Source organism: Candidatus Microthrix parvicella Bio17-1, assembly GCF_000299415.1.
GTDB classification, from domain to species: Bacteria; Actinomycetota; Acidimicrobiia; order Acidimicrobiales; family Microtrichaceae; genus Microthrix; species Microthrix parvicella.
Window position 1 is genome coordinate 1,019,595 of record NZ_AMPG01000001.1, and the last position, 13,799, is coordinate 1,033,393.

Consider the following 13,799-nt stretch of genomic DNA (forward strand, 5'->3'; position numbering starts at 1 on the left):
GGCGCGGTCCCGCATCGCTGCGAGAATGACGCCATGTCTCGGAAGCGCAAAGCCAACAAGAAGCGGCAGGGTGGTCGTGTCACCCCGTCAACGTCGAAAAAGCCGGTGACGCGACCCGGTGCGGGGTTCGCCCCGTTCGGGCTCGGTGACGAGGAGTTGAGTTCCGGTTGGCCGGCCAACGCCGCGGCTCCGGGCCCGCAGCCCGAGGTGCGCGACGTGTTCTCCGCCATGGCGGGCGCGATCGGGTCGCTGCGTGACGGCCACCCGGCCGACGTTGAGCAGTTGGCGTCGGAGTTCGTCGCCATCCTGGCCATCGCCGCATCCGAACAGGGCGACGAGCCCGCCGACGGTTCTCCGAGCGCCGCCAATCGGGCGCGCGCCCTCGAGATGCTCGGCGTGGCCGCCAGGTTGCTGGCCGAGGCTGAGGCCCAGCGGGCACGGCCTCATGCGGACTACCTCGACTGTCTGCGGGCACTCGACCCGTTCTTGGACGATGCGGCACGGGTGGCGGCTCGATCAGCGGCTGAACGGGCAGGCGACCGGGCACCCGTGCCGCAGTGGGCGGATGCCATCTGGAGTGGACAGCCGATCGGAGCGTGGCGGGCAGGCGACCTGCTGGGCGACAGCGTCAACCTGGGTGTCGAGTTGGACTGGCCCGGCGGCTGGGAGCGGCGCGTGCTGTGGGGCAGCCTCATCATCACCGAGGGTCCCTTCGTCAACGACCTGGTGGTGTCCACCCTTGACGAGTTCACCGAGGTGTACACGCCCGGAACCGGGCACCCGGCGGGACCCGACGGTCGGCCCTACCTGGCCGACGTCATCAGGTTCCTTGACGAGGCCGACCTGGCAGCAACACTGCGGGACTTGAAGCTGGGGCTCTTGGTTGCCTCTGAGCACGCGGACGTGCCGGTGCAGCCCGGCCACGACAGCCTGGCGCCACTCGCCGGCCTCCTACTCAACCGCCTCCCCGTGGCGGGACCCGAGGAACCATCGTCAACGTCGGAGGCCGAACGGGATGAGCTGGTGTCGTCGTTCCTGAACTCCCCTGAGCGGTCGGTGCTCAATGGCGTTGCGCCCGTCGAGGTGCGAGAGCGCTGCGAGCCGCTGTTCGACTACGTCGAGCAGCGGTCCGATGGCGACGTTCATCGCTGGAGTCCCGCCGTGGCCGCTGCGTTCCTCGACTGGTACCACCAACGCACGACGTCATCAGACGACGCTCCCGATGACGGGGCGGAGCATGACCGGTTCAGACAGGTGGTGGAGGCTTGGATCCGTTATTGCCACCGGCTGAAGGGATGGCCCGAATCGGTGACCGTGGAAGCCCTGGCCCGCCTCGATGCGCACGTTCAGCCGGGCATCGACCCGGCGAAGGTATGGGGGCAGGCGCTCAGCGATGGTCTGGAACACCTCGCCGAAGAGTTCGGGGGAAACCTTGGGTTCGGGGACGAAGTGGGTGATGCCAACGAGTCGGGAACTCGTCCGGCCGATGGGTCGTCTGAGTAATCATGCAGCGACAACCGATCGGCCGGAGGACCTCCGCCTCCGCCTGGCTCCTCATCACGCTCCTTCTCCCTTCCCTCGTCGCCTGCGGTTCTGGAATCAGCACCGCCGGGCTCTCCGGCCTCGATCCGGCGACCACCACGGTGACGCTTCGCTTTCGCGATTCGTCGGTGCCACCCGAGTACCACCGCAGTTACGTGCTGACGGTCAGCGAGGGGCAGGTGCACGTGGTGGTCGATTCGTATGGTGACGTGCTGCACGACGTGACCAAGCCGCTGCCAAGCGATGACTGGGCAAAGTTCGTCCACGGTCTGGGGGGCCAGTTGGCCCAGCTCCCGCAGCCTGAACGATCCAGCGAGGGATGCGCCGGCGGAACCGGGGTTGAGTTCACCATCAACGACGGCTCCAGCGACCGGGTTGACCTCGACGTGGACAATTGTCTGACCGGCAATGAGGCGGTAAGCGCTCAACTGCGCGACATCATGGAGCCCTTCGCCAGCCGGGTCGATCTGCAGGTGTTGGCGTCACGAGGGGCACGGGTGCCACAGACAACGTTGCCGAGCCCACCCACGACCCGTCTGCCGACCCCGGCCCCTACGCCTCCGCCAGAACCTGAAGGTTCCGACTAGACAACGATCTCCGTCAGGGCCGCTGTCAGCGACCGGGTCGGCTCGCGTGCCGAAGCCGTTCGGGTAGGCCCAGCACCACAGCGCCGTTCGCATTGCGGGCCAGCGATCGATAGTGCCGCTCGGCGAACCACCAACGCCCGTCGACCCGCAGGTAGTCGTCCTCGTACATTCCGTGAGTCTCCTCCCATGCGCCAGTCGAGCGATCGTGGCGGATCTCGCTGATGAACATGCGGCCCGTGGCCCGCTCGACCACCCCACTTTCGTCAACGTCCGCCTCAACCACACTGTTTCGGATCACCAACATGAAGTGATCGAAGCGCTCCAGCGCCGACCTCAGCATCCCGGCAAGCGCCTCTGGGCCAACCAGGTCTCGGGCCGGAGCGGACACCAGGTCCAGATGCACCACGCAGTCAGGCAGCAGCAGTTCGCCCAACTCGTTGAAGGCACGACGGGTGATCACATCGGCGTAGGCTGCGTTGAGTTGGCCGAGAGCCACCACGTCGTCGGTCGTCGAACGCCTCATCCCAGCACCCTACGGTGGCTCGGTCCCGACTCGACGCGACGCTGCGATCGAACCGTGGGAGCGTCGTTGAGGTTTCATCTGCTCGACAATGGGAATCTGCAGGGGCGGCCGCACGGTCGCACCAACCACCTTGGAGTCATCGATGAGGATCTCGATCGCCGGCGGACACGGAACCATTGCCCGGCAACTCACCCGACTCCTCACCGAGGATGGCCACCATGTGACGTCCCTGGTGCGCAAAGCCGATCAGTTCGGCGACATTGAGGCGGTCGGAGGCACACCGGTCCTGATCGACCTTGAGGGCACGACCGTCGAACAGCTGTCGGAGGCGATGGGTGATGCCGATGGTGTGGTGTTCGCCGCAGGTGCCGGACCGGGCAGCGGGGCTGACCGCAAGGAGGCCGTTGACCATCGGGCTGCCGTGTCACTGATCGATGCGGCCGAGCGCCGAAACGTCAATCACTACGTGATGGTGAGCTCGATGGGTGCCAACGCCGACCACGAGGGTGACGAGGTGTTCGATGCCTACCTTCGCGCCAAAGGCAGGGCGGATGCTGCACTGCGGTCCAGCGCTCTCGGATACAGCATCGTGCGACCCACGACGCTGACCGACGACGACCCCGTCGGCACGGTCACGCTCTCGCCCGATGCAGCCGGCGACGCCATCGCCCGGGCGGATGTGGCCGCCGTGATCAAGTCGCTCCTGGTCGATGCTCCCCCGCTGATGGCCACCGTTCAGTTGACCGCCGGGTCCATGCCCATCGTCGATGCGGTCCGCAGCGTCGGTGCATCGGTCCCCGAGATCCGGCGGCAGGTTTGACCCGGTAAAACCCTCCCCTACGCGCGTTTTGAATTGGTAGGGTCGAAATTGGTCGGCACCACCGACGGCCGCGACAGGGGGAGATGCGACATGGATTCAAGCAACATCGAGGCACTCAGCGATGCTGGCGCCCAACGGGCTCTGCTGGAATTTTGGGACCGGGCACCGGCGTCGCTGTGGGTGGGCGGACGCCCGTCCAATGCCGAGGCGGAGATGGTCGTGGGCGAGGTTGGGTTTGAGGCCGATGGCGACGTCGAACAGTTCAGGGCCGAGGTCGTCGACAACGCCAACGACCCGTTGCGAGGAGCCGCAGCCCGTGCAATTCTGATCGAGCTGGAAGCGATTCCCGAGTTGCAGGGCGTGGTTCACGACTCGGTGTCGGCGGCCGAAGAGGCGCACCTGGCCCCCATCCCCCTCATCATCGGGGCCATCGTGTTTCTGATGGCCAGCTATAAGAAGCTGGAGCTGAAGCGATCCACGGCCAAGGCGGCCGACGGCGCAACCTCAACGTCCACCGAGTTCAGCCTGGAAACCCGTGATCCCAAGGAGCTGATCGAAGGGGTCGAAGCCTTCGTCAAATCCAAGTTGACGGGCCTGCTGGGCTGAGTCTCGGCTCCCAGCAGGCCGGCTTCGATATGGACGCTGCGAACAAAGACTTCGGCGGGGCGAGCGCCCGCAGCGATGCATCCGATCAGGAGGCGTGGGACGTGGCCATCGAGGCCAATGAGCTCGTCGGCACCGACCTGCCCGGCGCCCTGGCCCTGTTCGACCGGGCCATCAAGTTGTCCGCCCGGTCGGGTGCTGCCGACCCCGGCCTGCAGCAACTCTGGGCCGAGGTGGCGATCGAGGTTGGGGTTCCCGACGCCCAAACCCGCCAGGTCATCGACTCCGTCATCGCCACCACCCCAGACGATGATCCCGGAGCCATGGCGTACGCGCTCGGAACGTTGGCCCGCCTCGAGCACCGGGCCCACAACTCCTGTCAGGCACAGACGCTGATGACCCGCGCCGTCGCCCTCCACGCCACAGCCGGTCAGCTTGAAAGCATGGTCAGCACGCTGGCGTTTCAGGCCTCTATGGCGATGACCGACGGCGACCGAAACACACAGGTCGAGCTGCTCACGCGGGCGCTGGCAACCACCGATCATCACAGCGATGAGCCTTGGGCAGATGGGTGGCGACAACAGCTGAACGCAACGCTGCACGAACAGCGCACCCCTTGGGACGAACTGACCGCCGCCACCGCCCCCACGATTCGCAGCGACGCTGCGCTGGCACGGGCCCGTCACCTGAGCAGTCTCGGCGACGTCGGCGGTGCCCAGGCGGCCTACCGGTTTGCGTTGTTGGCCATGGAACGCGACGGTGCCGTCACGGCCTCACGATGGAGGGTTCTGCTGGAGGTCGGACGGTTTCTCTCCGAGAACGCCGATGTGATCGAGGGCGGACACGAGCTGGCTGCGGCCAAGATGCTCGAAGCACTGGAGCTGGCCAGGCGGTCCGGCAGCAATGACTGGCAGACCGACGCCGCAGTCGACCTCGCGGCCTTGGCACCCAGCGTGTCGGGCGCACTCCGTGGACGCATCGATGCCGAAGTTGAGGAGACCACCCGGCATCTCAGCCAACAGGACCGGCCGGACACCCACGCTGCGCTCCTGGGGGCTCGGATCCTGGGGCTACTCACTGAAGGCCGGGCCGACGAGGCCCGTTTGTTGGTGGTCGACCTGACGAAGCTGGCGGCTACACCGATCGATCGCATGACGGCCGCCAACTACCGGGCGGCAGTGGAATCGGTGGACGAGGACCCGCGTGGTGCCCTTTTGGCACTTGAGGACTGCCGGGCTGCGCTGAGAGACATGGTCGCAGACGCCGATGCCGACGGATGGACCCTGCGATTCGACCAGGTCCAAACCCTCACGGAAGGAGCAGCCAACCAGGCGACACTGTTGAACGATGGGGATGTCACCCGGCGCTGGATTGAGATCGGCAAGGCGTATGCGACTGGCATCGGGAAGGCCGATGCGCTGGATGCCCTCGACGGCATCGACCTGAGCCGACAGCTCGCTGAACGGCTGCGGACCGATCAAGCCTCGATGATGACCTGCACCGACCTTGGCCATCGGCTGATCGTCACGCTGACCGACCCAAGTGGACGCTGTCGCTCCCACCGCGTCGAAACTCCAACGCCGATCAACAGCCTGATTCCGCAGTTGGCGGGAACCGCCGCCGCCATCGCAGCCAGGGCTCAGCTGTTCGCCTCGCTCGAAACCGTTGGGGCACTCCTCGGCGAGATCCTCACCGAGGCGGTGAGCGGGGCATCGCACCTGTACGTGATCGCCGACGGCTCGATGTGGTCGTTGCCTTGGGCAGCGCTGCCGTTGGCCGACGGCCGGATGCTGAGCGATGCCCTCAGCGTCAGCCTCGTGCCCAGTATCGGGTGGTTGGTGTCATCGCCCAGAGGCAGCGACCTGGCGGTGGACACTGCGCTGGCCATCGGGGTCGGTGAGGAGCAGGGGTTCGGGCCGTTGGCCGCATCTGCAGTGGAGGTCGCTGATCTGGGGTGGCTGCGGTCCACGCTGCTGATCGATGACGCAGCCAAACCGCACGTGGTACTCGACGCGCTCGGTGACCACGATGTGGCCTACCTCATCGCCCACGGCGAGGTGAGCGACAACGCCGACGTGCTGGCGGCGGCCTCGATCGAGTTGGCCGGGAAGGCTCGCCTGGACGGCCGCATGTTGGCGTCAACAGCGCATCCTGTGGCTCGGACGATGATGCTCAACGCCTGCTACTCGGGCGTGATGCCCCGAGGACGGACCGATCTCCCGGGAGGGTTCTGGACCGGGCTCCTACGCGGTGGAGCGATGTCGGCCTGCATCACCACCGCCGCGGTCGATCCGACCCCTGCACATGCGATCGCGCTCGGGTACCTGGCCCAACTTCGGGATCCGACGATTGGCCCGGGTGCGGCGTTGCGCAGCGCTCAGCTGGAGCTGCGCGAATCTGGAGCACCGCCCGAGGACTGGGCGTGTCACACACTGGTCGGCGTCGCGTAACCGCCTACGAGGCTGCGGCTCCCGCGGACACGCAAGCCGCGGAGAACGTCATCACCCCGTCGTCGATGGGCGCCGTCGCAATCAGCGCCTTGTCCTCGGAGTAACGCTGGGTGTTCAGCCACGGTTCCCGGTCGCCCTGCTTGGGTAGAAACGGGAGCATGCGCTGGATGTAGCCGGCCGAAAAGCCGTCGATCCAAGGACGGGCAGGCATGTCGGCGTCCGATGCCCGCAGGCGAGGCGTGGCGACCTCAGCGCCGGTATTGCGCAGGTGATTCAGCAAGCGGCATACATAGGCACACGTGAGGTCGGCCCGAAGGGTCCACGACGCGTTGACGTAGCCAAACGACGACACCAGGTTGGGCACGTCCGAGTAGGCCAGGCCCTTGTAGGTCCAGGTGTCGGCGAAATCGACCGGCTCGCCGTCGACCACGAAGTCGACCTCGCCCAGGGTCACCAGTTCCAGCCCGGTGGCGGTCACGATGACATCGGCGTCCAGGTGGCGGCCTGACTTCAGAAGAATGCCGAACTCGGTGAACGTGTCGATATGGTCGGTCACCACCTCCGCGGCACCAGAGCGGATCGCCCGAAACATGTCACTGTCGGGGATCAGGCACAGGCGCTGATCCCACGGGTCGTAGCTGGGCGTGAAATGGGTGTCGACGTCGTAGTCCGGCCCCAGTTCCTTGCGCACCAACTTGAGGAGCGTGGCTTTCACCTGCCCCGGATTGGTGCGGGTCCTGCGATACAGCAACTCCTGAAGGCGCGTGTTCTTCCAACGGGTGATGTCGTAGGCCATCCGTTCGGGTAGCCACTTGCGCAGGTTGTTGGCCAGCGCATCCTTGGCCGGTCGGCTGATGACGTAGGTGGGTGAGCGTTGCAACATCGTGACCTGCTCGGCAGTGCCGGCCATCGACGGCACCAGCGTGACTGCGGTGGCCCCCGAACCGATGATCACCACCCGCTTGCCCGAATAGTCAAGGTCCTCAGGCCAGAACTGCGGATGCACCACGTCGCCCTCGAAGCGGTCCCGCCCGGGGAACTCGGGTGTGTGGCCGATTTTGTAGCTGTAATAGCCCGAACACATGAAGAGGAAGCTGCAGGTGTAGGTGACCGCCTCGGTCGGACCGGGCCCATCGTCGCCGGGCACCTCGTTGCCCGGGTTCAGCCGGCGTCGTGTGGTGACTGTCCACCGGGCATCCTCGCTTGACCATTCGGCGCGCTCGACCAGCGTTCGGAACCTGATCTGACCACGAATCTGGTACTCGTCGACCGTCTCGTTGAGGTATTCGAGGATCGATGGGCCGTCCGCGATCGACCTCTCTGCCCTCCACGGCTTGAAGCTGTATCCGAGGGTGTGCATGTCGGAGTCGGAGCGCACCCCCGGGTAGCGAAACAGGTCCCACGTGCCGCCCAGGTCGTCGCGGCCCTCAAGGATCACGTAGCTACGGTCGGGGCTCATCGCTCCCAGGTGATGGGCGGCGCCGATGCCGGAGATGCCGGCGCCCACCACCACCACGTCGAAGTGCTCGGGTGTGGTCATCTGGTTGTCCCCCTCGTGCTCAAGCTGGCGGCCAGGCTACGCGCGGCCGGGCGCCTTCTCATTCTCGTCCGGGCCCGCCAGGCGAACCGCCACTTTGGCGCACGCTGACGACACGGTTCTGGGAGGATCGCCCCATGACATCTTCAGGTGCAACCTTCTCCACGCTCACCGTCGAGTTGTCCGGCGGCATCGGCCGGCTGACGCTCAACCAGCCTGACCAGCTGAACCCGCTGGGGTCCGACGCGCTGACCGAAATCGCCAAGGCCGCGCGCTGGTTCGACGATGAGGGCGCCCGGGTGGTCGTCATCACCTCTGCCGGTGATCGGGCGTTCTCGGCCGGTTTCGATCTGCGGGAACTCACCCGGGGTTCCGACGAGGCACCGGACGTCGACCTTGGTTACCTGATGGTCGACGCGGTCGAGGCCATGGATGCCATCACCATCGCAGCCATCCACGGGCACTGCGTCGGCGGAGGAATCCTGCTGGCGGTTGGTTGCGACCTGCGCATCGCCGCCGACAACACCCGGTTTGCCATCCCCGAGATCGATCTGGGCATTCCTCTGGCCTGGGGCGGCATCCCGCGTTTGGTCCGCGAGGTGGGCGCAGCGTCCACCAGGGAGTTGGTCATGACGTGCCGTCCGTTCGACGCAATCGAGGCGCAGCGCCTGGGGATGATCAACCGAGTGGTGCCACTCGATCGGCTGCGCGCTGAGACCGACGAGCTGGCGGCGTCATTGGCGGCCAAGCCGGTCTCGCTGCTGCGCATGACCAAACGTCAGGTTCACGAGGCGGCCGAGGACCTGCTGACCACCAGATCGGGGTGGGCGGCCTCTGCGCACCTGGCGGTGGCTCTCGCCGACCCGGAGGCACGCGGCGCGGCGGCCGGCTACCTGGCCTCGCGATCCAAGGACTGACAGCAAGCGGCTGACAAACGGTCTGCTGCCCAACTTTTTGGGCGCGATTCCATCCGATCGGTGGTACCTTGAGTTCCTGAGTACCCGCTCGGGGGAATTGGGGAACTCCAGCGATTTGGGACGCGCCTTTCGAAAGTTATGCCATGAACTTGCGATCTCGTCAGCTGCCCACTGTTTTGATTGGTCTGCTTGCCACCGTGTGCGTCGCTGCCTTCTTGGTGGTGGTGCGCCCAGCCGGTGCAGCCGAGGCTCCGGTTGGCCTTGGTACGGCCGAGAGCTACGCCGTTCTCGCCGGATCGGCGGTGACCAACACCGGCTCATCGGTCATCAACGGGGACGTCGGCGTCAGTCCTGGCTTCTCGATCACCGGGTTTCCGCCGGGAACCGTCAACGGCGTCCAGCACGCCGCTGGCGCTGAAGCCCTCCAGGCCCAGATCGATCTCGTCACCGCCTACAACGACGCCGCCGGACGAACGCCTGCCACCTCAGTGGCCGCAGAGCTCGGGGGCACCATCCTGCTACCGGGCGTGTACACCGGAGCGACGCTTGAAATCACCGGAACCGTCACCCTCGACGCCGAAGGCGACCCCGACGCCGTCTTCGTCATCCAGTCGGACAGCACAATGATTACCGCCACCAACAGCGCTGTCGCCTTCATCGGCGGCGCCAACCCCTGCAACGTGTTCTGGCAGGTCGGTTCCTCCGCCACGCTTGGTACCGGGACCTCGCTTCAGGGAACGATCCTGGCTCTCACCTCCATCACCGCCAACACGGGCGCCACCGTCGTGGGAAGTCTGCTCGCTCGCAACGGTGCCGTGACTCTTGACAACAACGTGATCACACGGCCCGATTGTGCCGATGTGACGCTGCCCACGACAACCACCAGTGCCACCACCACCACCGGCGCCACCACCACCACCACCGGCGCAACGACAACCACTGAGGTTGATGACACCACGACGTCCACGACGTCCACGACACCCACCGGAGGCACACCCACCGGAGGCACACCCACCGGAGGCACACCCACCGGAGGCACACCCACCGGAGGCACACCCACCGGAGGCACACCCACCGGAGCCTTCAGCGGCGGAGTGACGTCGGGGACATCGTCGTCGAGCCCTGGTTCCCCCTACGGCAGCCTGGGCACGGGACAGTCGGCCTCGACGCCACTCGCTCAGACCGGGACTTCAGCGCTGCCGGCCACAGTGGCGGGCACCATCTCGCTCCTCATGGGAGCCGCAATCATCGCCCTCTCCCGCCGTCGGGCCAGCAAGACCCACTAACAGAAGCCCTTCCGGTGCAGGAACCGACACAGCGGGGTCTCGTGTGACGGACCCAGCTACCAACAGTGCGCACGAGATTCGCAAGCCCGACGTTGAGCACCCGTGTGACGACGCCGAGGTGACACAATCCAAAGGTGAGTGAACGACCACAAAGGATCGACCGCACCGGCCTGGACCTGCCCCGTCCCATCGCCTTCGTGATGGGTGGCGGTGGCAGCCTGGGCGCATCCCAGGTAGGCATGCTGCAAGCGCTGAACGAGCACGGCGTGACACCGGACATGATCATCGGCACTTCGGCCGGCGCACTCAACGGCGCCTTCCTGGCCGCCGATCCGTTCGGTGGCGCCAACCAGCTGTCCCACCTGTGGCCGGGTTTCAGCCGCGAGACGTTCTTTCCCGGCTCAGCCTGGAAGTCGGTTCGCACGCTGCGCACCTCGAAGACCTACCTGTTTCCCAACGATGAGCTGAGCGAGTTCATCAACAAACACATTCCGGCCAACACGTTCGAGGAACTTGAAGTGCCGTTTGTGGCCATGGCGACCGATGTGGACACCCGCCTCAGCGTCGCCCTCGATACCGGTGATCTTCGTTCGGCCCTGCTGGCGAGCACGGCGATCCCGGTGATCTTTCCGCCAGTCGAACGCGACGGTCGGCTGTTGTACGACGGCGGGTTGGTCGCCAACCTGCCAATCCGCCAGGCCTTGAAGATGAACGCCGCTTCGCTGGTGTTGTTGGACTGCAACGCCCCCGGCCAACGCGACCCTTACCCCGACAGCATGTCGGGGGTGTTGGAATGGACCGTCCGGCTGATGCTGCGAAGCCAGACGACCGCCGACCTGCCCTACATCTCGGAGACGCTGCCGGTGCTGTCCCTCCCCGCCGCTCCCAAAGGCACCGTTTCACCACTCGACTTCGACTCGTCCGTCGAGCTGATGGCGGCCGCGTACCAGGCCTCCCGGACGTTCCTCACCAACGTTCACGTGGACGCACCCCGGCTCTACCGGGCCGACCCGATACCTCCGGATGTGGACGATCCCACGCTCTCCACCGATTCCGACCCATCCGAGGGTTCCACCAAGTTCGACAGAAGCTCACGCAGGTCCGGCAAGGGTCCCCGCAAAGCCGACAAGGGCACCGGAGCGCCCAACCGGGCGGGCGACGACCTGTGACCACCGACCCTCCGGGTGCAACGCTGCACCTCCCCGGCCCGGTCGCGTTTGTGATGGGCGGCGGCGCCAGCCTGGGTGCCACCCAGGTGGGCATGTTGCAGGCGCTCTCGGAGCACAGCATCTCGCCCGATCTCATCGTCGGCACCTCGGTCGGCGCGCTCAACGGAGCATTTCTCGCCAGCGATCCGACGGGTGGCGCCACCCGGCTGTCCCACATCTGGCCAACGATCACCAAGCAGCAGATCTTCCCCGGGTCGCCCTGGCAGTCACTTCGTACACTGCGCATCGACAAAACGCACCTGTACTCCAACGACGGGTTGGCCCAGTTCATCGACGAGCACCTTCCCGTCGACAACCTGGAGGACCTGGTGGTGCCGTTCACCGCCATGGCCACCGACGTCGACAGCGGCGCCGCAGTGGAGCTGACCACCGGGCCCGCAAAGTCTGCGTTGTTGGCGAGCGCCGCCCTCCCCGGGTTTCTTCCCGCCATCGAGCGGGACGGGCGACTGCTCTACGACGGCGGGCTGGTTGCCAAGCTGCCGATTGGGCAAGCTCTGAGGATGGGGGCCAAGAGCCTGGTGCTGCTCGATTGCACCTTCCCCGGACAACCGGCGCCCCGGCCAACCAATCTGCTTCAGATCATGGAGTGGTCCGTCTCCCTCACTCAGAACAGCCAGGCCCGCGCAGCGTTGCCCTTCATCCCCGCAGACGTCGCGGTGCTCTACCTACCCGGACCACCCCGGGCAAGGTTCTCCAGCCTGGAACTGGATCACACAACCGAGCTGATCAGCGGCGCCTACTCGGCATCCCGCGGCTACCTCCGCACCGTCCAAGACAAACCAAACCTGCTGCATCAACATCGTGTGCCGACGAGGCCCGACGGCTCCGACAGCGGAGTCGGTTCCGACAGCGAAGTCGGTTCCAGCGCAGTGCCGGAGGAGGGCGTAGTGCCCGATGGAGGCGCGGTAGCGGCGGAGCGCATCCGCAGCGATGACTGACGATCGCCCGGCCTCGGATTCTGCCCCCGATCAGGCTTCGCTTGGTCTCCTCCAGGGTCTGGCCACGACCCGGGCGATCCGCCGCTACACCGACGAGCCAGTGGCCGAGGAGGACCTGGCCACCATCGTGTGGCACGCCACCCGGGCACCGTCGGGAAGCAACCGCCAACCGTTCCGATTCCTGATCCTCCGCGATGGGCCGCTGGCCACCCAGGCCAAAGCGCTGCTGGGCAAGAGCTTTCGCGCCCTGTGGGCCGAGAAGCGGCGCCGGGACGGCTACGACGCCGGCAGCGGCGCCACAACCGACACCCCGAAGGCACGAATGGCCGACACGATGCAGCACTTCGTCGACCACTTCGAGTCCATCCCGGTGGTCATCCTGGCCTGCCTGGTGCGTCACCGCGATCCCACCCCCACGGAGGGAGCCTCGGTGTACCCGGCCTGCCAGAACCTGCTGCTGGCCGCCCGGGCCATGGGCTATGGCGGGGTGATGACGATGTGGCATGCCTACGTCGAGGACGAACTTCGTGAACTGCTCGGTATTCCGGCGGAGGTGGGGATCTCGGCCACGCTCACGCTGGGCCGCCCAGCCGGACGACACGGCCCGGTGCGGCGCCGTCCCATCGAGGAACTGGTCTTCGACGACGCCTGGGACCGGCCAGCACCCTGGGCCCACGACCCACCCAACACGCGGTTCACAGGTTCTGGTCCGCTTCGACCTTCAGCCGCGTCGATCAGCGAGGAAAAGGCTGACCCTCTGCGCTGTACCACACCACCTCTATAACCTGATCGTCCTTCGAATGCTTGCCGTTCGCCATCAGCGCGCAGCTCTGGTCCAGCACACCGAGCGGATTGTTCGCTTGCTTACCCGACGAGATGAGCGCACGAGCACCCCGCATCATCAGTTCGTTACCGTGCTTGTTTGCGAGCTGGTCGAAGACGGCCGGGCCGTAGTGGTTTCGAAGCGTCTGGAGGTATTCGGTGGCCACCGCGGCGGCTTCCTCGTGTCGCAGGCTGCGACGCTTGAGCACAACAAAGATCTTGTTGCCCGTCACGGTGACCGTGCCGCCCATTCCAGCGATCGAAACGACCTCCCAACCGATGGCGCCCCAGGTGTTCAGTTCAGTTTCAAGCTTGCCACCGAAGGTGGCGCTGATCACCTTGTATTCCCACAGCATCTGGTTTATCGAACTAGGCTCGACAGTCCCGGGGCTCTCAGGTAGCCAGGAGGATGCACCAGCAGGGGCGACGCCGTGTGAGGGCTGCCCTCCGACAGGTCCCTCCTGGGGGTCCTGCTGTTGAGGAGCGCGCTGAGGGGGCTGCCCGGCCCACACCGCCGGAGCCGGCTCCTGTTCCCATGGTGGTGC

General features: G+C 66.2%; 13 protein-coding genes. 10 read left to right on the top strand and 3 right to left on the bottom strand.

All coding sequences use genetic code 11. From position 1 onward, the window contains the following. Positions 1 to 33 precede the first annotated feature (33 nt). Positions 34 to 1,503: a hypothetical protein gene (locus MPARV_RS0104975; protein ID WP_157789463.1), complete on the top strand. Its 1,470-nt coding sequence runs from the start codon at positions 34 to 36 to the stop codon at positions 1,501 to 1,503. Between the two features lie 2 nt (positions 1,504 to 1,505). Further along, a complete protein-coding gene (locus MPARV_RS22245) occupies positions 1,506 to 2,129 on the top strand; it encodes a hypothetical protein (protein WP_020377462.1) in 624 nt (207 codons plus the stop codon). Positions 2,130 to 2,154: 25 nt separating this feature from the next. Here the strand turns inward: MPARV_RS22245 and MPARV_RS20830 are convergent, their stop codons facing one another. Beyond that, positions 2,155 to 2,652 carry a nuclear transport factor 2 family protein gene (locus MPARV_RS20830; RefSeq protein ID WP_012224511.1) on the bottom strand — a complete coding sequence of 166 codons (498 nt, stop codon included), beginning with the start codon at positions 2,650 to 2,652 and terminating at the stop codon, positions 2,155 to 2,157. A 142-nt stretch (positions 2,653 to 2,794) separates the two neighbouring features. Between MPARV_RS20830 and MPARV_RS0104990 the strand changes: the two genes are divergently transcribed. The 3 genes from MPARV_RS0104990 (at position 2,795) to MPARV_RS0105000 (ending at position 6,525) form a co-directional block, all read left to right on the top strand. Next, the gene (locus tag MPARV_RS0104990; RefSeq protein ID WP_051011934.1) at positions 2,795 to 3,472 is read left to right on the top strand and encodes an NAD(P)H-binding protein; all 678 of its coding nucleotides are present in this window, start codon (positions 2,795 to 2,797) and stop codon (positions 3,470 to 3,472) included. 90 nt (positions 3,473 to 3,562) lie between these two features. After that, a complete protein-coding gene (locus MPARV_RS0104995) occupies positions 3,563 to 4,078 on the top strand; it encodes a hypothetical protein (protein ID WP_012224506.1) in 516 nt (171 codons plus the stop codon). 29 nt (positions 4,079 to 4,107) lie between these two features. Next, entirely contained in the window at positions 4,108 to 6,525 is a 2,418-nt protein-coding gene (locus tag MPARV_RS0105000) for a CHAT domain-containing protein (RefSeq protein ID WP_020377464.1), read from the top strand. Positions 6,526 to 6,529: 4 nt separating this feature from the next. Here MPARV_RS0105000 and MPARV_RS0105005 read toward each other — a convergent pair whose 3' ends face one another. Beyond that, positions 6,530 to 8,065 carry a flavin-containing monooxygenase gene (locus tag MPARV_RS0105005; protein WP_020377465.1) on the bottom strand — a complete coding sequence of 512 codons (1,536 nt, stop codon included), beginning with the start codon at positions 8,063 to 8,065 and terminating at the stop codon, positions 6,530 to 6,532. A 134-nt stretch (positions 8,066 to 8,199) separates the two neighbouring features. On the opposite strand from MPARV_RS0105005, the gene MPARV_RS0105010 reads away from it, so the two are divergent. From MPARV_RS0105010 to MPARV_RS0105030, 5 genes are all read left to right on the top strand, one after another. After that, entirely contained in the window at positions 8,200 to 8,979 is a 780-nt protein-coding gene (locus MPARV_RS0105010) for an enoyl-CoA hydratase/isomerase family protein (protein WP_020377466.1), read from the top strand. A gap of 143 nt (positions 8,980 to 9,122) precedes the next feature. After that, positions 9,123 to 10,265, top strand: a complete 1,143-nt coding sequence (locus tag MPARV_RS0105015) for an ice-binding family protein (protein ID WP_040055360.1) — start codon at positions 9,123 to 9,125, stop codon at positions 10,263 to 10,265. Positions 10,266 to 10,399: 134 nt separating this feature from the next. After that, on the top strand, positions 10,400 to 11,434 hold the full coding sequence (locus tag MPARV_RS0105020; protein ID WP_012224496.1) for a patatin-like phospholipase family protein: 1,035 nt from the start codon (positions 10,400 to 10,402) through the stop codon (positions 11,432 to 11,434). Continuing rightward, a complete protein-coding gene (locus MPARV_RS0105025; RefSeq protein ID WP_020377467.1) occupies positions 11,431 to 12,432 on the top strand; it encodes a patatin-like phospholipase family protein in 1,002 nt (333 codons plus the stop codon). Before MPARV_RS0105020 ends, MPARV_RS0105025 begins: the two co-directional genes overlap by 4 nt. Continuing rightward, complete coding sequence (locus tag MPARV_RS0105030) at positions 12,425 to 13,216, top strand: nitroreductase family protein (protein WP_020377468.1); 792 nt, start codon at positions 12,425 to 12,427, stop codon at positions 13,214 to 13,216. Before MPARV_RS0105025 ends, MPARV_RS0105030 begins: the two co-directional genes overlap by 8 nt. Here the strand turns inward: MPARV_RS0105030 and MPARV_RS0105035 are convergent. Continuing rightward, the gene (locus MPARV_RS0105035) at positions 13,167 to 13,610 is read right to left on the bottom strand and encodes a DUF4177 domain-containing protein (RefSeq protein ID WP_020377469.1); all 444 of its coding nucleotides are present in this window, start codon (positions 13,608 to 13,610) and stop codon (positions 13,167 to 13,169) included. The genes MPARV_RS0105030 and MPARV_RS0105035 overlap by 50 nt on opposite strands. Between the last annotated feature and the right edge of the window lie 189 nt (positions 13,611 to 13,799).